Origin of the sequence: Microcoleus sp. B6-A1 (assembly GCF_036705085.1) — a bacterium.
Classification (GTDB): Bacteria; Cyanobacteriota; Cyanobacteriia; order Cyanobacteriales; family Microcoleaceae; genus Microcoleus.
The window spans coordinates 1-19,464 of sequence record NZ_JAUBTU010000075.1 but is presented as its reverse complement, the minus strand read 5'-3'; the positions used below and the strand labels follow the sequence as shown (position 1 = coordinate 19,464).

Annotated in this window: 18 protein-coding genes; 9 read left to right on the top strand and 9 right to left on the bottom strand. The window is 43.7% G+C overall.

All coding sequences use genetic code 11. From position 1 onward, the window contains the following. Positions 1-218: 218 nt before the first annotated feature. Both QUB11_RS23325 and QUB11_RS23320 read left to right on the top strand, forming a co-directional pair. Positions 219-437, top strand: a complete 219-nt coding sequence (locus tag QUB11_RS23325) for a hypothetical protein (RefSeq protein WP_333155331.1) — start codon at positions 219-221, stop codon at positions 435-437. Between the two features lie 196 nt (positions 438-633). After that, positions 634-756, top strand: coding sequence for a hypothetical protein (locus QUB11_RS23320; protein WP_333256237.1), 123 nt, complete (start codon positions 634-636; stop codon positions 754-756). A 198-nt stretch (positions 757-954) separates the two neighbouring features. On the opposite strand, the gene QUB11_RS23315 is transcribed toward QUB11_RS23320, so the two are convergent. Beyond that, a complete protein-coding gene (locus tag QUB11_RS23315; protein ID WP_096831166.1) occupies positions 955-1,098 on the bottom strand; it encodes a chlorophyll a/b-binding protein in 144 nt (47 codons plus the stop codon). 661 nt (positions 1,099-1,759) lie between these two features. On the opposite strand from QUB11_RS23315, the gene QUB11_RS23310 reads away from it, so the two are divergent. The 3 genes from QUB11_RS23310 to QUB11_RS23300 all read left to right on the top strand — a co-directional run bounded on the left by QUB11_RS23310 (position 1,760) and on the right by QUB11_RS23300 (position 4,238). After that, entirely contained in the window at positions 1,760-2,551 is a 792-nt protein-coding gene (locus QUB11_RS23310; RefSeq protein WP_333199042.1) for an NYN domain-containing protein, read from the top strand. Between the two features lie 325 nt (positions 2,552-2,876). Then, positions 2,877-3,590 (top strand): ribonuclease III, encoded by a 714-nt coding sequence (gene rnc, locus QUB11_RS23305; protein WP_333199041.1) that lies wholly within the window; start codon positions 2,877-2,879, stop codon positions 3,588-3,590. Positions 3,591-3,809: 219 nt separating this feature from the next. Continuing rightward, entirely contained in the window at positions 3,810-4,238 is a 429-nt protein-coding gene (locus QUB11_RS23300; RefSeq protein ID WP_333199039.1) for a DUF1824 family protein, read from the top strand. A 380-nt stretch (positions 4,239-4,618) separates the two neighbouring features. Here QUB11_RS23300 and glgA read toward each other — a convergent pair whose 3' ends face one another. From glgA to QUB11_RS23270, 6 genes are all read right to left on the bottom strand, one after another. Then, positions 4,619-6,046, bottom strand: coding sequence for a glycogen synthase GlgA (gene glgA, locus QUB11_RS23295; RefSeq protein WP_333391839.1), 1,428 nt, complete (start codon positions 6,044-6,046; stop codon positions 4,619-4,621). A 120-nt stretch (positions 6,047-6,166) separates the two neighbouring features. Continuing rightward, positions 6,167-7,462, bottom strand: a complete 1,296-nt coding sequence (locus QUB11_RS23290; protein WP_333391838.1) for a transposase — start codon at positions 7,460-7,462, stop codon at positions 6,167-6,169. Between the two features lie 478 nt (positions 7,463-7,940). After that, positions 7,941-8,765, bottom strand: coding sequence for a S1C family serine protease (locus QUB11_RS23285; RefSeq protein WP_333199034.1), 825 nt, complete (start codon positions 8,763-8,765; stop codon positions 7,941-7,943). A gap of 356 nt (positions 8,766-9,121) precedes the next feature. Further along, positions 9,122-10,093 (bottom strand): hydroxymethylbilane synthase, encoded by a 972-nt coding sequence (gene hemC / locus QUB11_RS23280; protein ID WP_333391836.1) that lies wholly within the window; start codon positions 10,091-10,093, stop codon positions 9,122-9,124. Positions 10,094-10,794: 701 nt separating this feature from the next. Further along, positions 10,795-11,799, bottom strand: coding sequence for a hypothetical protein (locus tag QUB11_RS23275; RefSeq protein WP_333391833.1), 1,005 nt, complete (start codon positions 11,797-11,799; stop codon positions 10,795-10,797). 144 nt (positions 11,800-11,943) lie between these two features. Then, a complete protein-coding gene (locus tag QUB11_RS23270) occupies positions 11,944-12,504 on the bottom strand; it encodes a hypothetical protein (protein ID WP_333199026.1) in 561 nt (186 codons plus the stop codon). 191 nt (positions 12,505-12,695) lie between these two features. On the opposite strand from QUB11_RS23270, the gene QUB11_RS23265 reads away from it, so the two are divergent. The 3 genes from QUB11_RS23265 to QUB11_RS23255 all read left to right on the top strand — a co-directional run bounded on the left by QUB11_RS23265 (position 12,696) and on the right by QUB11_RS23255 (position 15,473). Then, positions 12,696-13,781, top strand: a complete 1,086-nt coding sequence (locus tag QUB11_RS23265) for a T4 RnlA family RNA ligase (protein ID WP_333199023.1) — start codon at positions 12,696-12,698, stop codon at positions 13,779-13,781. A 188-nt stretch (positions 13,782-13,969) separates the two neighbouring features. Further along, the gene (locus QUB11_RS23260; RefSeq protein ID WP_333199020.1) at positions 13,970-14,818 is read left to right on the top strand and encodes a phosphatase domain-containing protein; all 849 of its coding nucleotides are present in this window, start codon (positions 13,970-13,972) and stop codon (positions 14,816-14,818) included. A 70-nt stretch (positions 14,819-14,888) separates the two neighbouring features. Then, the gene (locus QUB11_RS23255; RefSeq protein WP_333199018.1) at positions 14,889-15,473 is read left to right on the top strand and encodes a Uma2 family endonuclease; all 585 of its coding nucleotides are present in this window, start codon (positions 14,889-14,891) and stop codon (positions 15,471-15,473) included. Between the two features lie 252 nt (positions 15,474-15,725). Here the strand turns inward: QUB11_RS23255 and QUB11_RS23250 are convergent, their stop codons facing one another. Next, positions 15,726-17,261, bottom strand: a complete 1,536-nt coding sequence (locus QUB11_RS23250) for a mercuric reductase (RefSeq protein WP_333199016.1) — start codon at positions 17,259-17,261, stop codon at positions 15,726-15,728. A 16-nt stretch (positions 17,262-17,277) separates the two neighbouring features. Beyond that, the gene (locus QUB11_RS23245; protein WP_333199014.1) at positions 17,278-18,009 is read right to left on the bottom strand and encodes a TVP38/TMEM64 family protein; all 732 of its coding nucleotides are present in this window, start codon (positions 18,007-18,009) and stop codon (positions 17,278-17,280) included. Positions 18,010-18,086: 77 nt separating this feature from the next. Here QUB11_RS23245 and QUB11_RS23240 point away from each other — a divergent pair, with 77 nt between their 5' ends. Beyond that, positions 18,087-19,115: an isochorismatase gene (locus QUB11_RS23240; protein WP_333199011.1), complete on the top strand. Its 1,029-nt coding sequence runs from the start codon at positions 18,087-18,089 to the stop codon at positions 19,113-19,115. Positions 19,116-19,464: the final 349 nt, after the last annotated feature.

The window sequence follows — 19,464 nt, the reverse complement described above, 5'->3', positions numbered from 1 at the left end:
AATCCCTATTGGTAGTGCGTCCATTTAACCGGATTCGACCTCAGCCATGAACTGAATATTCCTGTGGATTTATCGGGCTAATATAAGCTGGCAGGAGTATTTTACTTTTTGTGACAACTCACTCGTCTTCATAAGTTCTTCAGGTTTTAGTTTTATGTTTAAGCAGAACGTCAGGGATCGCTCCTGACTGTTGACAGACACATTGGGAGAAGACGATTATGCCCTCAGCTTACATTTTGCTACTAATAGTTTCTCTGGCAGCAGTCTGGGTTTACTGGCAAACCTCTCAAGATATTTTTGTGCTTGTGGCTTGGGCCGGGCTGGGTTGTTTTATTTGGGGTTTCTCTTGGGCTCCTTGGAGCGTTCAGCTTTTGATTGTGGTGTTACTGTTGGGCCTCCAAAAGTGCTACTTGCGCGGCGCTCAAAGCTGTGAGTGAAAGAGATTTTTTATTTTTGTGCCTGGAATTGAGATGTGCAGGCCTTCGTGAATCTCTCTAATGATTGGGTTATCGCTCCATATCTTCAAAAAAGGCTTAAAATATCATGAATAGTTGCCCTTGTTGCTCCTCTAAATTGCTCCGCCACGCTCGCCACAATCGCGTTTATTGGTTCTGCTCGCACTGCTGGCAGGAAATGCCCGATCTATCGGAGATGATTTTACTTAACAGCGTGCGGAATCACAAACGCGATGGTTTGGTGAAGGTTGCGACTTTGACTCCTAAATTGAGGATTTTTGATTCTGTAGAAATTGCTTAGTTTCCTGGAGTTAGTCTCGCGATAAATATTGAGACTGAAAAGATTTTTGTTTGTACTCTCTGTGGGATTTTTGGATAAAAAATGCACTCATCCCCTTCCGTGTGAAGTGAAGGGGACTTATTAGCGGGGGGGATGAGTGCACTTGTGATGGGGTCGATCGCCCGACTGAATTTCAGCTATTGTATGCAGTTAAGCTGATTACATCAAACCGATTTGAGAGAGAATGCCTTGACCGGTGATGTATTCGGTAGCTAAGCCGATAACGAAGCCCAACATAGCCAAACGGCCGTTCCAGGTTTCAGCAAACTCAGTGAAGCCAACTTTTGCGTCTTTGTTTTCCATGACCATAAACCTCGTTTAATTTCAACCTTATGTAACTAAACTTAACACAGCAGTATAAAGTTTGCAACATATTTTTACATTGGGTTTTTACGACTTAGGCATGGGGGCCCAGAAACCGGGTTTTTTACCCAATCTGCGGGCTGTAACGCGTTTTCTCGTAAAAAACCCGGTTTCTTTGGTTGTGATGCGTCCAGGACTGTCTGAAAAAAATCAGGTAAATGTACCACTAGCCCTTGACATCCGATACTTAAACTGTTATGTTCCAATGATACAGCTCAGATAGACACCCGCATTCAAAAGCAAAGAGTGTTGGTTAAGTCGTCTCAGCGGTAGGATGTGCAGATTTCGGGTAAGCGTCCTAAAGCCCCGTTGATATAGACATTCAAGTTAATGTCGTTTCAACTGGAATAAATAGGTCAGTTGGCACGACATTTGTTTGAATTTCTATATCAACGGGTTTTTAGGACGCCTGTCCGAAATCTGCATATCCTATCGCTGAGACGCTAACCAAGCAAGTACACACTAAATTAATAGTATGTAAGTCAAGAGTTTTGTTAAATGGGAAATGTCCCTCTTGAGCAAACTCAAAAACAATACTTCTTTGGTTAGATGCTTAATTTATTGATGCTGTCCTGCAAACATAGTTTTAGGACACAGAAAAATGACGAACCATCATTCAATCATTGGCAAACAGACCAAGCAGTCTCAGGCTTTAGTTTCTATTTACGTCGATCTTCAGAATGCAAACTCTATTAAACATCTAGGTAGTCTATTGCTAGAATTTGCCAAATTTCAGGGGAGCTTAATTGACGCAAAAGTCTACTACAATTCACTCTGTCCCGATCAAGTCTCTGCAAAAGACAAGCTACAAAACGTTGGTTTTAAATGTATCGATGTTCCCTGTCCTCTAAAAAATAGTGCAGATAATCAATTGATAGCTGACTGTCTTGAGGATATTGACAGCAATCAGTCTCCCGATACAGTTATCCTTTTATCAGGAGATGGGGACTTTATAAAATTGGTTCGCAACCTGCAAAAATTGGACAAAAAAGTTATAGTCTTTGCTGAGCAAGGTCAGATCAAACAAAGGCTGAAAGAACTTGTGGGTAGTGACTTCCACTTTCTGGATGAATTGCCTAGCTTGGTAGCGTCCAAGACTCAGCAGCAGATACAAAATATTCAGTGTCAACTCACTTACAGTGAGGCAGTTGAGTATTTGATGGAAGCTATAAAAACAGCATTAAGCAAAGGGAAGGGTACAGGATTAGGTTTTATTAACAACCTAATGTTGCAGCTTTTTCCCAAGTATCAGGGAGTAACTTTTGTCTGCCAACATCAGGGAAAAACATTTTCACGCTTTAGCGAGTTGGTTAAGGCTGCCGTGAAAGATGGAAAAATCCGATTGCAGGATCAGCAATTGTTTGTAATAGAAGCAGATAAATTATCTGCATAAAGTGGCACAGTCCGCCAGGGAATGAATTCCCTGTCTAATAGCTAAAGTCGGTTAAAACCGACTGACAGTTAAAAAACACAATCTTCAGTCCTCTTAAGAGGACTTTAGCTATGAGCCAGGGGTTTTAACCCCTGGCGGACTGACGGAGTAACCGACTAATAGTAGATAGAACCGCCAAATATCTGTTAAAATTTACCTCACCGCAGATAGCAAAAATCCAGTTTATTTGATAAACTAGATTCTCCAAACCAACCGCTATCTGCGGCTATTTCATGTCCACATAATAACACCAAACTCCAAAAACAATAACCCTTAAAAAAATCTCATGCCATTAACTAATCCAACACAAGAACTCCAAATTACCCTTCCCGAATTCAACAATGAAAAACTGCTGCGCCAAGCGCTCACCCACCGTTCCTACGTCAACGAAAACCCCACATTCCGCGAAGAAGACAACGAACGCTTAGAATTTCTCGGCGATGCTTTGCTGACTTTTCTCAGCGGCGAATATCTCTATCAGCGTCATCCAGAAATGGGAGAAGACCAACTGACTCGCCGGCGTTCTGCATTAGTAGATGAAAAACAATTAGCCAGATTTGCTACTGAAATAGGTTTAGACTTAAAAATGCGGCTCGGAAAAGGAGCTTATCGAGAAGGTGGGATTACTAATCCAAATTTGCTCAGCAGCACTTTTGAAGCATTTATTGGCGCTTACTATCTCGACACGCAAGACATGGATAAAGTTCGCAGCTTTGTGCAACGAATGTTTGATTCTGTTCCCGAAAATGTTGTGGAAACTCGATCGACTGTAGACTCGAAAAATCGCTTTCAAGAATGGGTACAGGCCAATGGTGACACGACTCCCCCCAAATACGTGACAGTCCAAGCAGGAGGCACACCCCACAAGCCGGAATTTATCGCTAAAGTTTATGTTGCAGAGAAACTCTATGGAGAAGGTAAAGGCAAAAGCAAAAAAGATGCTGAGAAAAATGCGGCCGAAGATGCGCTAGCAAAGCTGAAAAAACGCGGACTGATCTAAACTTGAAAACATTGGTAAAAACTACTAGCTTTTTTGTGCGATTCCGGCGTTGGCCAAGCCCTCGAAGACGATCGCCCGAATTGATTGCCAGAGCACACAATGGGCTATAATCAGGACTTGTGCAAGTGTTACCGCCGTCGATCGAGGGTTGCAAGGGCAGAAATTCGTTGACGAGTCGCCGAGTGTCGATCGTAATTTTGGGAAATATCAGAGCAATTCATGTCTACTCAAAACCAGACTACCCTAACTGTTGAAGAAGCACAGCAAATCCTCAAAGATTTTACTTGTCTGGATATGCAATCTGTAGCATCGCCGCTGGAAAAACAGGCACTCCGTCAAGCGATTTTGCTGGTAGCAAGTTTGTCGGATTATCAAATGTTGGGAGTGTGCGCTTCTTCGACGGATGAGGGGTTTTTAGCTTTAGAAGCTTATTTAAAAGCTTTGGGATATCAAGCTGTTTTAGATCCCAATGCTGTCTCGACCTTTGCTGACTCGGTTTATATTAAGTTCAATACTTTGAAGGGGTCGTATTATGTTGACGGCTATCCCGGAACTTACCGGGGCGTTTTGATTTCTTGTCAATCTTCCTCAGAAGATGGAGTTAGTGGCACTTACGGTCATTTACCTCTCGATTTATTTGTTGATTAATTTGTCAGTAGTCAGTAGTCAGTAGTCAGTAGTCAGTAGTCAGTCGATCGACTAAATTGAATCAAAAACTGACTGAAAGCATCCAGGATACAAGCCCCCGAATTTATCCGTGGGGTCAATGCTTCAATCTAAAATCTAAAATTTAAAATCTAAAATCGATTGACTGATGCACCTTACTAAGCTGTAGGGTGCGTCAGCCCGCCCTTCAATTCAGTTGAATCTCATATGTTGCACCATTCTCAATTAGCCTTTTAGGAACAGGCTTTTCGGCCTGTTCCACAAGAAAATTTATCTTTTGTGGAACGGGCCGGAGAGCCCGTTTTTGAGAATGGTGCAAGATGTAAGTTGAATCAAACACCGACTGACGCACCTTACTAAAATTAACCCTTACCAACGATCAATTCTGCCTCTGGTGCCGATGTGGTTTCTTCGGGCGGCAGTCCCAAAATATCGCTGTACAAGTTGATGTATTTCCGGGCCGAAATATCCCAGCTAAAATCTTCTCTCATGCCGCGCTGTTGCAGTTCTCTCCACTTATCTTTGTAGCGGAAACCTTCCCAAGTTCTGATCATGCAGGTGAACAAGTCGAGGGGTTCGTAGCGATCGAAACAGTAACCGGTACCTGTATTGTCGATCGGGTTGTTGTGGGAAACGGTATCGACTAAACCGCCGGTGCGACGAACCATTGGCACGCACCCGTAGCGGAGGGCGAGCATTTGGCTAATGCCGCAGGGCTCGAAACGGCTGGGCATCAGGAAGCTGTCGCAGCCTGCGTAAACGCGCCGGGAAAGGGCCTCGTTGTAAAGTAGTTGGGTGGACATCCTACCGGGATAGCGGGCTGTCATTTGCCAGAGTTGGGTTTCGTAGTAGCGATCGCCCGTTCCGAGTACAATAAATTGAGCGTCCGTATAGGCCATGAACAGATCGAGCATTTGAATTATCAAATCCAATCCCTTCTGTTCTACCAGCCTTGTCACCATGCCGATCAAAAAGGCATTTTTATTTACTTCCAAGCCGACTTCTTCTTGCAGCGCAATTTTATTAGCGGGGCGCTTTTCAATAGTATCAACACTAAATTGTTGATGGAGGTACTTGTCAGTTGCCGGGTTGTAAGATTCTGTATCAATTCCATTCAAAATGCCCGATACTTTACCGCCGAGGTAAGACAGCAAACCTTCCAAAGTTTCCCCATAAGCTGGGGTTTTGATTTGCTCGGCGTAAGTCGGTGAAACTGTATTTACGCGATCGGCAAACTGTACTGCTGCAGCCATTGTATTGTGACCTTGCATATACCAAGGACACCAAGTCATCTGCTCCAAACGCCAGCGCCACGGCCCTTGATAAGCTAAATTGTGAATAGTAAAAACCGTGCTGATATCGGGATCTTGGCTCATCCAAACAGGTATCATCCCCGTATGCCAGTCGTGACAGTGGATAATTTGGGGCTTCCAATGATTCCAGGCAAATTCAGCCGCAGCATTGGCAAAGAAAGTGAACCTCCAATCTTCATCTAAACCGCCGTAAACGCGGCGTGGCAAGAAAGATGGATGTTGTAATAAGTATAAAGGTACATCGGTTCCCGGCAAAACAGTTTCAAACACCGAGAAGCTTTGGAACATGGCAGACCCATCCCAAACAGGTTTTTTGGGAACGTCCATTTTGTCGGGAACGAAACCGTAGTAGGGCATGAAGATGCGGACATCGTGGCCCATGCGCCGCAGAAATTTCGGCAAAGCGCCGACGACATCGCCCATACCGCCCACTTTGGCGAGGGGTGATGCTTCGGCGGATACAAATAAAATACGCATTATTTTTTTGTGTTCCTTGAGGTAGTTAGTCTAGATTAAGTTTAAATGGGGAGTGGCACAATATTAACGCGCCTGCCAAAAACAAGTTTGACACTCCCCGGTCTAAAGACGCGGGGATTCTTAAGGACAAGCTTTGGGGGATGAATCCCGCCAAAGTTTAATTCTTAAAGGGTTCGTCAGCAGCCCACTACCCACTCGCTTAATAATTAAGTCTGTGGCTACTTTTGATTTCCGAATGATGTTCCCTGCACCGTTAGTATCTGCATTGATCAATAATCCAGTGCTAGAACGGTACAATCCTCTTTTGATTCTTTTGCCCGATGGCTGCCAATTGTCGGGTTTTTCACCGACTTTCACTGGCAGAAAATCTCGGTCTAAAAAACTCGATTTTGATGTGTAAGATTCATCTTGATCTACAAATCGCCATCCCATTAAGTCGCATTCTTGCTGCAATCTTTCCTTGACTTTAGCGGTAGGAATTTGAACAAAACTCTGATTGGTCTTACCTCCCATATTAACTTCTTGCTTTTGTCCTTTATTCCAGCCAAAAACTATGACGTTAATTTGGTTATTTTTGCAATAATTTACGATAGTGCTGACTGCTTTATTAACCGCATCTCTCATTCTGCGGGCGCGAGTTTCCGATAACTGTTGCAGTCTTTTTGACGAAAAGCCTTGAGGTAATTTATGTCGGGCGTGTTCAGATTGAAGAAAAGCTTTTCGTTTGTTAAACCATTGATTCCAAGACTTCAACTTATGACCATCAATAATGAAAGGGTTGGCATTGCTAGAGACACAGGTTAACCAATTGTTGATGCCATGATCGATGCCCAAAACTCCTGTTACTTCGAGACTGCACAGGCGAGCCTGTTCAGTTAGACTTTCGTGGACATACTCAATCCAGACCTGACCGTTTCTAGGGATCAGCCTAAGTTCTTTGAGCTGGCAATCTTTTAACCTTTCTGGCAATGGAACCCAGAGAGCATCTGTCCCAAAGTGTCCTTTCCCTTTGGTTCCCAGAGGTAGCCTCACTCGATTGCCAACTATTTTTAAGGCTTGCCCTGGATAGGAGACTTGGTACATAGCGCCTTTTGCTCTATATTTAGGCAGCCTCGGTTTTTGATTAATCTCTCCTTTTTTGGCTAACCTTTCCAAGGCTCGAAAAGAGCTAAAAGATTCGGCAACAGATTTAAGGGATTGTTGAGCTACCTGAGAATAGAGTAAACCGTAATTCTCGTTGGCTTTAGTGATTTTGTACAAGTCAAGATATTTGACAGCACTTTTATCCTTAAAGTATCGTTGGCGACTTTCGTAAGTGCCAACATTAAACAGATTGTTCGACCATCTCAGTAGTTGCTCAACAATGGTTTTGTGGAGTCCCTTTAAATGCCAAATATCTTTTTGTACTGCATACATTTGATTTCACCTCCTTTGATTTATTTTACCGCATCTGGCAATCTTGATAGTAGGCAGGATAAATCCTGCAACGCCCTTTCATCCCTGGGCTAAAGCCACAGGGTTTTCAGGGTATTCTTTATAAATCTGAGTTGCTGTAGCGATCGCACTTTACTCAAGAATGCGATCGCCCTTTTTCCATCCGCGTCGCTGTGCGGTGAAAAAAATAGCGATCGATTTTATGATAAATATTGAATAAAATCTGTAGGGGCGGGTTCACCAAAATATTTGCCACCCACCGATAATCTTGATAAACCCGCCCCCACCCAACCAATAACCCCGATCGACCATTTCCCCCACCGTTAAATACAATTAATTTTTAATTTCTGGGTGGGGTGGGGGCGGGTTTTTATCATTTGTCTGTGGTGTCAAATATCTAGGCGAACCCGCCCCTACATTGGTGGTTAAATGTGGGATAAAATCTACCGACAGCTACCGACTAATTCTGAGAATTGTCCTCAAAAGTCTCCTCAAATCCGGCTAGAAAATCATCCAAAGCTTCAGAGGCGATCGCCAAATTAATACTGTCGGCATCTTCCAATCCCCAGGTATTCACACCAACCACTTGACCAGCCATATTAATCAACGGGCCGCCAGAATTTCCGGGATTAATCGCCGCATCAGTTTGCAACACCTTCACCTCAGCAACATCTTCTTCATCGTCGCCTTCTTCATATTCCTCGGGTTCGCGAATTGCACTCACAATACCTTGAGTTACAGTTGAAGCAAACTGCCCCAAAGGATTGCCCACAGCAATTACTCTATCTCCCACTTTCACATCCAAAGATAACTCTAGGGGAGGATATTCCTGGGGAGACTCGACTTGTTCCCCTGTGTTCGGGTCGAAGGTAAAATCGCTAATTAAGAGTAATGCTAAATCTTCTTCAGCATTACCAGTAAACACCACCTCTGCCAATCTCAATTTTCCGTCGTGAGTTTCGACTAAAACCTGTTCAATTTCATCTTCTTCATACAAGTAATCTTCATCGGCAATATCTTCTACCACGTGATAGTTCGTGACAATTATGTCCGGCGATACAAAGAACCCGCTTCCAGAAGAAATCTCTTCTTCTGTATCCCAATCCATGACGTAAATTGAAACTACGGAAGGCAAGATTTGCTCGACTACATCCGAAAAACTTCCGGCTTGAGTTTTGAACTCTTTCAATTGCTTCTGCAAAGCTTGTTGGTCTGCCTGCATTTTGCTATAAAGTTGCTGAACCTTTTTCACTTCCAGCTTTAATTGAATTTCTCTAGCGCTCATATTTTGGCTTTCCTGAAATAAATTGCTGATTAATTTTGGATGTGTGGTTGTAGATTTTGGATGGGTATGTTAAGAATTATAGGACTTACGAAAAAAAACCGGTTTTTACCATAAATCTTGGGCTATACAGCGAGACTTACATCAGAAACCGGGTTGCTTAACACCCGTGCGGAGCGTCCTAAATTAGTCAGATATTTTTGAAATCTATCGCGCGAGTCCTACCTTAAATCCCATCATAAATCTACAATCAGACTGCTACTCTACCTGTTTTGCCAAAGCAAACCGCCTGTTATTTTTATTTTACAAAAGGCGATATATCGCGTCTAAAAGCATTGACAAAGAGATGCCGATCGCCTTTAGGAACCACGTTGAACTTCGACAAATATTTCCTCCAAAATTGCACTAGCACCCTGTTGGCGCAAGCGGTGAGCGAGGTCAATTCCGATCATTTCAGCAGTCTCAGCGGCGCCGGAAACACTATCTTTGACGAATCGCTGGCCGTCGAGACTCGATACCATTCCGGTTAAGGTTAATTGACCGTTTTCTATTTTGGTATTGACGCCGATCGGCACTTGACAGCCGCCTTCTAATTCCCGCAGAAATGCGCGTTCGGCATAACATCTTTGGGCGGTTTCCGAGTGTTCGAGAGCTTTAATCACTGCCATGATTTCTGTGTCTCCGGCGCGGCATTCGATGCCCAAAGCACCTTGTCCTACGGCGTGAAGGGAGATTTCAGCAGGGATAATTTGGTGGATGCGATCGCCCATTCCCAATCTTTCCAATCCGGCAACTGCTAAAATAATCGCGTCGTAACCGCCCTCATCTAATTTAGCGAGTCTAGTATTGAGATTGCCGCGAATATCTTTAAATTCAAAATGAGGGAAATGGTGCCGCAGTTGAGCCAGCCGCCGCAGGGAAGAAGTGCCGATTACTGAACCTTCAGGCAGGGTGTCGAGTTGCTTGTCTTTGTGCTTGGAGTGAACTACCAGGGCGTCAGCGGGATTTTCCCGTTCGGTGACGCATCCTAAAATTAAACCTTCGGGCAAATTGGTAGGCAAATCTTTGAGGGAATGAACGGCAAAGTCCGTTTCATTGTTAATCATTCCCGTTTCTAATTCTTTGGTGAAAAGTCCTTTATCGCCAATTTTAGCGAGGGCGACATCAAGAATTATGTCCCCTTGGGTGGACATGGTGTGGACTTCAAAAGTGTGTTGCGGGAAGTGTTTCTGTAGCTGTTCTTGCACCCAGTGGGTTTGCACGAGAGCGAGTTGGCTTTTGCGGGAACCGATGCGAACGGTTCGGGAAGGGGCAGATGTGGTTGGGGACATAAGATCGATCGGAGGATAGCTTGAAATCAGCCAATATATTCACCTGATCTAGCGTACCGCAGGTGGGGACTTTAATTGCTGGTTGGGATAATTGGGGCGATAAAATAGAAATACCCGATTTTGACCGCCTGTTTGAAAAAAGGATGCAACGGTAGGCAAGCTCCAAACCTTTACATAATAAGCCCTTGCCAATCTAAAATCTAAAATCTAAAATCTAAAATGGTATGACCGCCAGTAGCAGTGAGTCTTGATGATGTTTCCCATCCAGCATTGGGAGTCGCTGGCATGGGGGCGATCGACATTCCGAAGCAAAGCCTGCCGGCGATGTATGATTTACTGAGATGTTGCACCATTGTCAATAAGCCTTTTAGGAACGGGCTCTGGGGCCCGTTCCACAGGAAAATCTACTCTTTGTGGAACAGGCCGAAAAGCCTGTTCTTGAGAATGGTGCAAGATGTAATATTTACCTAGGGTAGAGCCGGATGAACCTGGTTGACATGAGGAGTTAGCTTAGCTGCAGCGAGAAAGAATTAGCTCAAAGGTTGCGAGATTTGGGGAGAGAAATGTAGTTGCGAGGGGAAAAGGGTGATCGTATTTATTTTTACCAGCTTCGTTGACCAAAGGGCGATTCCCTACTCTTCGGGAACCCCTGCAGGAAGATAGCTTCGCTCGCGCGTACCTTTTCCATTTCCCCGCAAAATTTAACGTTGGCCTGCTTGAAGTGCAGAATTTGCTATCTGGACAACTTCTTGCTGCCGTGCGTTTTTCCTTGTGACTCGGTACAGCACCCCCAGCCTTTGCCACTCAACAAAAGCAGTGCAGTAAGCACCGCAATTATTGAAATAAATCCCCCTGAATCCCCCCGCCAATTCAACGCTTCTGTAAGTATCCTGCGGCAATTGCGAAGGAGGCGAAAACGGTTCATTTTTTTTAGCTTCGATTGTGCCGAAATAACAAGCTCCCGCGCGGCATCCTTTGCCTAAATACATTCCCACAATGTAACCGTGGGCACCGGCTTGCACATCAAAATCAAGTTGCTGAATGTCTGATAAAGGAAGTCTACTCGGAAGAAAAACAGGCACTCGCGTTTTGCCTTTAATTTGCCGAAAGATGTTACTCGCAGGAAAACGACTGTTAGCTTGGTTTGCACCTGGGTTATCGGGGATTGGGGTCAACTTTTGCACAAAATTCCTCCACTGCACAACTCTATTTTTAGCAATGTTCAAAGTGGGAATAGAGTATTTTTCTAGCGCAAAAGAAGGGCGACCATTTTTCAGGTTGAAGCTGCGGCGAATCACTGTACTTTCTGGTTTCCCTAAGCCGTAAGCTGTGGCTATGGAACGGGCGAGATTGCAGCTAATTTTGAAGCGTCCCATCTCAATATTGCCATTTTCTGCTTGATAAGACCAATTGTAACCCTCAGAAGCACGATCGCGATCGCACAGAAAATGAGAAATCTCAAACATCTTGGCAATATGAACATCGTACAACCGCAACTTGCGGCCGCCGGCAGATTTTGCAGTGTTGCGATCGGGTACAATAAATTGTATCGGTTGCCAGCTATCTTCAGGGGAAAAATTAAACCAGCGGATTTCTGTTATGGGGAGTTCAGTCCTTGCTAACGCTGAGTTTGGTGTCAAAGGTGCGATAGTAAAAGCAGTCACCACACAAGCAAAAATCGCCGCAAATAGCCATCTTCTCCTCATCCTGATTTCCCCCTAAGTAGGTCAGCGCAAAAAAACCATAGCATCTTGTAAGAGGCGAGTGCGAGTTAAGATATATCATACAATAACGGTCAGGTACGCACGGAGCACCCTACAGATAAAAGTTGTGCGTCCCCACTACAAAACTTAACGCTTCCGAGCTAGAATAGCTGAATTTGCTATTAAAATTAAATCAGATTCTCGTCCGTTCTTAAGGGCTACGGTATACATAAAACCCCGACTTTTCCACTCGATAGTTGCTGTGCAGTAAGCCCCGCAACCATTGTGAAAAACTCCTTTCACTCGGTCAGCCAGTTGAACATTTTTTAAAGTCTTAGTTACCCCTTCTACTTTGGTAGAAAACTCACCGCCTTTCTGACCTCGAATTTCCCCAAAAGTGCAAGCTCCCGCACCTCGGCAATCTGCTGTATACTCCATTGAAATAGTATAGCTGTCCGTTTTCCCTTCGCTTTGATAGTAAATCTTCTGCGAAATAGGAAGCCGGGTGGGGAGGAAAATTGGTACTTGTGTTTTGCCTTTTAACTTTTGCAAAATTTGACTTACCGGAACAACAGTACCCGCTACAGCAACAGATTGGGTTTCCCGCGGTAGCTGCGACAATTCGCACGCACCAAAAACTCGCGATACAGGTACTAAAGCAGTCAATACACACGTAGAAGTCGCCAAAAGTAATAATTTATTGTTCATTATTTTTTTCCTTACTGTCGAAATAGTCCTGTTTTTTGGTTAAGCGCATTCACCTATTTACAACCATACTCCAAAATACAAACTTCACAATAGGGATTCCGAAAAAAAGCAAGTTTAATTTTTTCTTACAAATTCACTAAAATATGCAGTTACCGATAAAATAGAAAAGGCGACAAATTTAGGAAGAGAACGTGGAACTGCAAGATTATTTACGCCAGCACGGATTGGAAACCTTGTCCGAAACTTATCATATCAAAGTTACCCGCCACCGCCAATATCCCGATTTAGTCTGTCTGAAATACTCGCAGATAGAATCTCCCCTGGGCGAAAAAATAGTCCAGCAGTGCCGAGGCATTATTTTAGATTCATCTCAAGATTGGCAGATAGTTTCTTATCCCTACGACAAATTTTTTAATTACGGAGAAATTCACGCCGCTGCAATTGATTGGACAAATGCCAAAGTTTACCAAAAACTAGATGGTTCTTTGACTGTACTGTATTTTTACAAGGGAGAATGGAGAGTGCAATCTAGCGGCACTCCCGACGCCGCCGGCGAAGTTAACGGTTTTGGATTCAGCTTTGCCGAACTTTTTTGGAAAGTTTGGCAAGAATTGGGATATCAATTGCCACAAGAAACCGACCAGTGTTTTATCTTTGAGTTGATGACGCCTTACAATAGAATAGTTGTCCAGCAACAAAACAATCAAATCGTGCTGCACGGGGTTCGCAACACTCAAACGCTGCTAGAAACAGATCCGAGTATTTGGGCTAATAAATACGGCTGGGAATTGGTAGCATCCTATCCTTTAACTAGCTGGAAAGAAGTTATCGAAGCGGCTCAACATTTAGATCCGATGAATTCGGAAGGGTATATTATCTGCGATGCTAACTTCAACAGAGTTAAAGTAAAGTCTCCGCAATATGTCGCGATTTCCCATCTGCGCGAAGGGTTTTCGACCCGCAGGATGATCGAGATTGTTTTAACTAATGAAGGAGAAGAGTTTTTAGCTTATTTTCCTGAGTGGAGTGAGTTGTATCAACAAGTTAAGGACAAATATCAATCTTTGGTTGAAGAAATCGAGGAAGCTTACCGACAGCACGAACATATCGAAGTTCAGAAAGATTTTGCATTAGCTGTGAAACATTTGCCGTATTCCGGGATTTTGTTTTCTTTGCGGGCCCGAAGAGTTGCGGGAGTGAAAGAAGCTCTCCGTGATGTTACTATTCATAAAATAGAAGAGTTGCTGGGTTTAGATTACATCCATTTAGGTTTGTAGAAGAAGGCACTACACGGATTTTGACACGGATACACGGATTAATGATGGAGCGTGAGGCAGATGTTTAAGGAAGAGGGAAGTTCGGCAACGGATTATGTAACGGATGTAACGGATGGAATGAAGAGGTAAGTATTTAAACAATTCCCAATGCCCAATTACAAATTACCAATTACAAATTACCAATTACCATGAAGAGAGTTATTGTACTTGTTGGTTTACCTGCTTCGGGAAAATCTCAATTTGCTAGGGAATTGCTGCTGTCGGAACCTGCAAAGTGGGTGCGTAGCAATAAAGATTTGCTCAGAGAAATGGCTCACGCTTCTCATTGGTCGCCTGCGAATGAAAAGTTTATTGTGCAGTTGAGAGATACGATTATTTTGATGGCTTTGGAAAGTGGCAAGCACGTCATTGTTGATGATACTAATTTTGGGCCTCACATCGAGCATATCAAGGAGTTGGTTAAAGGTAAAGCTGTTGTCGAAGTTAATGATTCTTTCCTACAAGTTCCGGTGGAGGAATGTATTAAACGGGATTTGAAAAGACTTAATTCGGTGGGCAAAGATGTGATTATGAAGATGTACAATAAGTACGTGCGGGTTCCCGTTGTGCCGCCGGAATATAACCCGGATTTGCCGGATGCAATTATTGTTGATATGGACGGCACATTAGCGCTTCTCAATGGCAGAAATCCTTTTGATGCTTCTACGTGCGATCGCGATTTGCCCAATCCGCCGGTTTTAGATACCGTTCGCAAGTGGCAAACCAGCGCTAATATTATCGTAGTGTCGGGGAGAACGGATGATTGTCAGCCTCAAACTGAGAAATGGTTGCAGCAGTACGATGTCAATTATGCTGCTCTTTATATGCGGAAAACGGGAGATATGAGGAAGGATGCGATTATTAAAGAGGAATTCTATCGGCAGCATATTGATGGAAAGTATAACATAAAGTTTGTTTTGGACGATCGCCAGCAAGTTGTTGATATGTGGAGAGGCTTGGGATTGACGGTATTCCAAGTAGATGAAGGGGATTTTTAAGGCTGGGTTTGTTTGACAATTGTCCCATGCCTAATGCTATAATCAAAGTAACATTACAAAAAATTTTGTTATGATAGCCATTCCCCAAGCACCCCAAAAAATGACGGTTGAGGAATACCTAGAATGGGAAGCTCAACAAGAGATTCGCCACGAATATGTCAACGGCGAAGTTTTTGCCATGACGGGCAGTACAATTCCCCATAACGATCTTGCACTTAACTTTTACAGGAACTTGTACCCGCATCTGCGTTCCAGAGGCTGTCGGATGAACGTGTCAGATGTGAAATTGCAAGTCAGTTTTCAAAGCCGTTACTACTACCCTGATGTGATAGTCAGTTGCGACCCTCAAGACCTGGATTCCCGCAAATTCATTCAGAATCCTAAAATCATTGTGGAAGTTCTTTCTCCCAGTACAAGTGCTAAAGATCGGGATGAAAAATTCACTTGTTACCTAAAAATTCCGACTTTGCAAGAGTATATCTTGATTGATTCACAAAAGATTTTTGTTGAGCGTTACTGTCGGGGAGAGGGCAGAATGTGGCTGTACTATTCTTACACTGCTGGGGAGATTATCACTTTATCAAGCATTGAGTTTGATTTGCCGATCGCACTTCTGTATGAAGGTGTGGGATTTGAAACAGAAACAGAAACGTAAATGGGAAGATTGAAACCGCAATCTCTGTAGGGGCGGGTTCACCGAAATCTTTAACACAAATCAAACAATCTGATAAACCCGCCCGCCAACGCCCAATTTTACATCAACATTTGATTCAATAAATTAATGGTAAATTTGTATTTGCGATCGGGTGGGGGCGGGTTTAGGAGATTATTAATTTTTTCCATAGATGGTTGGTGAACCCGCCCCTACGGTTCAATTGTACCTGGTGTTGATTCAATACAGTTCAAACTATCGCGTCCAAGCCAGCCATTTATTAAACAAATTTTTCACAAACGGAGTCAAACGAGTGCGATTGTAAGCATCTCCCGCTTTCCGAATTGCATCAGCTTGTGTGGGATACGGGTGAATTGTGCTAGCAATCTTTCCCAAACCAATATTGTTAACCATTGCCAAAGTAATCTCGCCGATCATATCCCCAGCGTGTCGGGCTACAATAGTTGCACCTAATATTTTATCGCTGCCTTTTTTGACGTGAATTTTCACAAATCCTTCCTCTTCGCCGTCAATAATTGCCCGATCGACTTTATCGAAAGGAATTAAAAACGTATCGATATCAATGCCTTTTTCCTTAGCTTCGTATTCGCCCAATCCGACGCGCGCAATTTCCGGGTTTGTGTAAGTACACCAAGGTATCGTCAAAGCGCTGAGCTTTTTGCGCCCGAAAAATAGAGTGTTTTGAATCACTATCCTCGCGGCAAAATCAGCAGCGTGAGTAAATTTATGTTTCATGCAAATATCGCCGGCGGCATAAATGCGGGGATTAGTAGTTTGCAAATTGTCGTTGACAAATACGCCTTTTTGTGTATCGTATTCAACGCCGATCGCCTCCAGATTCAATCCTTCCACATTGGGCGATCGCCCTGTACTCACAATAATTTCATCTACTGTTACCGATGCTTCCTTACCTTGAGATTTATAATAAATTACTTTGCCTGCATTTGTTTTCTCAACGCGCTCTATTGTGGATTCTAGTATTAGTTGAGTTTCTTCGCGTACAAAAGCCTGCTGCACAATGGTAGCAGCCTCCGCATCTTCCTTATCTAAAATCTGAGCATTTTTGTGCAGCAATACGACTTCGGAACCCAGCCGCCGAAAGGCTTGAGCCAATTCGCAGCCGATCGGCCCTGCGCCAATTACTGCCAAACGCTGAGGTCTTTCTGTCAGGTTAAACACAGTTTCATTTGTCAGATATCCAGCTTCTTGTAAGCCGGGAATTTGTGGTTGTCGCGCCCTTGCACCTGTGGCAATTACTGCTTTTTTAAATCGGAGAGTTTGACCTGCAACTTCTATGGTATTATTGCTAGTAAAACGACCCGAACCCAGAAAAACATCGACTCCTAATTTCTCCTGATATCGTTGAACAGAATCAACATCGCTGATTCCCGCCCTAATCCGGCGCAGCCGTTCCATCACAGCGGCAAAATCCACTTCTACACTGTCCGAAACATTAACACCAAATTTATTTGCTTCCCAGATATCGCCTACAGTGCGGGACGATCGAATTAAAGCTTTTGACGGCACACAACCGACATTCAAACAGTCGCCGCCCATCAAATGTTTTTCAATCAAAGCAACTTTCGCGCCCAAACCTGCGGCGCCTGCAGCAACAATTAATCCAGCGGGACCCGCGCCAATTACTACTAAATTATAACTGCTAGCAGGCTGCGGATTTTCCCAATCTGGCGGATGCAAATAGGAGACTAATTTCTGGTTGTGTTCGTCCATCGGGGGGACAGTTACGCGATCGACTTTTGACTGCGACATTGGCAAATTCTCCTAATTAAATACTTTCTTCCAAAGCTTTGCTGGCTATGCGAGTGATAAAGACAGTAACAGCGACAGTAGCAAGAAAGCTGATAATATTAATCAACCATTTTACTGCGGAATCTTGAGGACTTTCATACACAGTTGCCGTGCCTATCGCAGCCACCTCTCCCACCAAAGAACCCGAGTAAACATACATAATTGTACCCGGTATCATGCCCAAGGAACCTAGCACGTAATCTTTCAAAGAAACTTGAGTAATTCCCAGAGCGTAATTCAATAAATTGAAAGGAAATAAAGGACAAAGACGAGTCAAAAAAACTATTTTTAATCCTTGTTGGGAAACTGCGCGATCGAGAGCTTTAAACTTGGGGTGAGATTCCATATATTTTACCACGCGATCGCGACACAAATAGCGCCCGATCGCAAAAGCAAATACAGCACCTAAAGTCGAAGCCGCAAATACGTAAACTGAACCCCACCACAAACCAAAAATCGCCCCCCCTCCCAGCGTCAGTAGCGAACCCGGTACAAACAGCACAGTAGCCAAGTTATAAGTAGCTACAAAAGCCACTGGCCCCCACCACCCTAAATCCTCGATCCGCATTAACAGAGTTCTCAAAACATCTTGAACGTAGGCGGATCTAGTTGCTACAATTAAGAGAGCGAGCAAAAGTGCGATCGAAAAAAACAACACTATGCGTTTAAATTTTACCCTAGCATAATCTTGGATTCGTTCTTTTGCCATGATTCACCCGCAAATATTTATCAGCATTATACTGCAAACTTAAATTATTACTGTAAACTACCCTAAAAGCGATCGTCATGACACCAAAAGCTACACTGCCAATCCCCGAACATTTCGACCCCAAAAAAGTAGGCGAAGTCTGGCGAGTCCCCTACCAAGAACGCGCCGCCCAAGCGAAAGATTGGGCTACACAGCACAGCATTCAGCCAGCATCCAGCGACACAAACCGCATTTGTTTGCTGATAATCGATGCCCAAAATACCTTTTGTTTGCCCGAATTTGAATTATTTGTGGGCGGGCGTTCCGGTAGTGGTGCCGTTGATGATAACCTGCGGCTGTGCGAATTTATTTATCGCAATTTAAACGCAATTACAACCATTGCGCCGACAATGGATACCCACACCGCCATGCAAATTTTTCATCCAATCTTTTGGATAAACGAAGCTGGCGAACACCCCCTACCAGCCGCAACTTCTATTACACTCGAAGATGTCCAAAAAGGCATTTGGAAAGTCAATCCCGCCATCGCCGATAGCATCAGCGGGGCTAATTTTTCAGCATTGGAAAAACAGGCTTTCCACTACGTCAAAAAACTCAGCGCCGATGGGAAATATCCCCTGACAATTTGGCCCTATCACTCAATGTTAGGTGGCATCGGACACGCGCTGGTTTCTGCGGTGGAAGAAGCTGTATTTTTTCATACTATAGCCCGCAACAGCCAAGCACTTTTTGAGATCAAAGGCGGGAATCCACTGACAGAAAATTATTCGGTTTTGCGACCGGAAGTTTTAGATGGATTCGACGGCAATCCGATTGCGGAAAAGAATGCTAAGTTTATTGATAAATTACTTGATTTTGATGCAGTAATTATTGCCGGACAAGCCAAAAGTCACTGCGTTGCTTGGACAATTGATGATTTGCTGACGGAAATTTTGGCGCGAGATCCGAATTTGGCAAAGAAGGTTTATTTGCTGGAAGATTGCACTTCACCTGTGGTGGTTCCGGGTGTTGTTGATTTTACGGAACAAGCAGATGCAGCTTATCACAAATTTGCGGCGGCGGGAATGAATATTGTTCAATCTACTGAGTTAATTCTGGGCGATTAAATACGAGTGTTTTATCTTGGGGTTTTCAGTGCAAAAAAAGTATACATAATTAACCAGAGGCGGTAATTTTTGTTCGCTTGGCACTCGGCTGCGATCGCATTTAACTGATTACTTATGAGATCATATCCGGTAAATCACTTACGATAGAAGCGTAGTTAAGGAGTTTCCTGATGGCTGAAAGCGAATTTTATAGTGTTGTTCTTTTTCGGGAGGCGAGTGTGCCAGCAATTTCAAAACTCTCGGTGGTCATCGCCATGACTCTTCTGAGCACAGTTAAGTAGTTAAACAAAATTAATTACATAAATAACTAATATGATATAATAAGAATATTAAGTATATTTAAAGAGGT

Excerpts from the sequence above, each read along its gene's own strand:
- QUB11_RS23260 (WP_333199020.1), top strand. The coding sequence starts at position 13,970 with ATGAAGAGAGTTATTGTACTTGTTGGTTTACCTGCTTCGGGAAAATCT.
- QUB11_RS23290 (WP_333391838.1), bottom strand. The coding sequence starts at position 7,462 with ATGTATGCAGTACAAAAAGATATTTGGCATTTAAAGGGACTCCACAAA.
- QUB11_RS23315 (WP_096831166.1), bottom strand. The coding sequence starts at position 1,098 with ATGGAAAACAAAGACGCAAAAGTTGGCTTCACTGAGTTTGCTGAAACC.
- QUB11_RS23285 (WP_333199034.1), bottom strand. The coding sequence starts at position 8,765 with ATGAGCGCTAGAGAAATTCAATTAAAGCTGGAAGTGAAAAAGGTTCAG.
- QUB11_RS23300 (WP_333199039.1), top strand. The coding sequence starts at position 3,810 with ATGTCTACTCAAAACCAGACTACCCTAACTGTTGAAGAAGCACAGCAA.
- glgA (WP_333391839.1), bottom strand. The coding sequence starts at position 6,046 with ATGCGTATTTTATTTGTATCCGCCGAAGCATCACCCCTCGCCAAAGTG.
- QUB11_RS23325 (WP_333155331.1), top strand. The coding sequence starts at position 219 with ATGCCCTCAGCTTACATTTTGCTACTAATAGTTTCTCTGGCAGCAGTC.
- QUB11_RS23270 (WP_333199026.1), bottom strand. The coding sequence starts at position 12,504 with ATGAACAATAAATTATTACTTTTGGCGACTTCTACGTGTGTATTGACT.
- QUB11_RS23255 (WP_333199018.1), top strand. The coding sequence starts at position 14,889 with ATGATAGCCATTCCCCAAGCACCCCAAAAAATGACGGTTGAGGAATAC.
- hemC (WP_333391836.1), bottom strand. The coding sequence starts at position 10,093 with ATGTCCCCAACCACATCTGCCCCTTCCCGAACCGTTCGCATCGGTTCC.
- QUB11_RS23275 (WP_333391833.1), bottom strand. The coding sequence starts at position 11,799 with ATGAGGAGAAGATGGCTATTTGCGGCGATTTTTGCTTGTGTGGTGACT.
- QUB11_RS23250 (WP_333199016.1), bottom strand. The coding sequence starts at position 17,261 with ATGTCGCAGTCAAAAGTCGATCGCGTAACTGTCCCCCCGATGGACGAA.
- QUB11_RS23320 (WP_333256237.1), top strand. The coding sequence starts at position 634 with ATGCCCGATCTATCGGAGATGATTTTACTTAACAGCGTGCGGAATCAC.
- rnc (WP_333199041.1), top strand. The coding sequence starts at position 2,877 with ATGCCATTAACTAATCCAACACAAGAACTCCAAATTACCCTTCCCGAA.
- QUB11_RS23310 (WP_333199042.1), top strand. The coding sequence starts at position 1,760 with ATGACGAACCATCATTCAATCATTGGCAAACAGACCAAGCAGTCTCAG.
- QUB11_RS23240 (WP_333199011.1), top strand. The coding sequence starts at position 18,087 with ATGACACCAAAAGCTACACTGCCAATCCCCGAACATTTCGACCCCAAA.
- QUB11_RS23245 (WP_333199014.1), bottom strand. The coding sequence starts at position 18,009 with ATGGCAAAAGAACGAATCCAAGATTATGCTAGGGTAAAATTTAAACGC.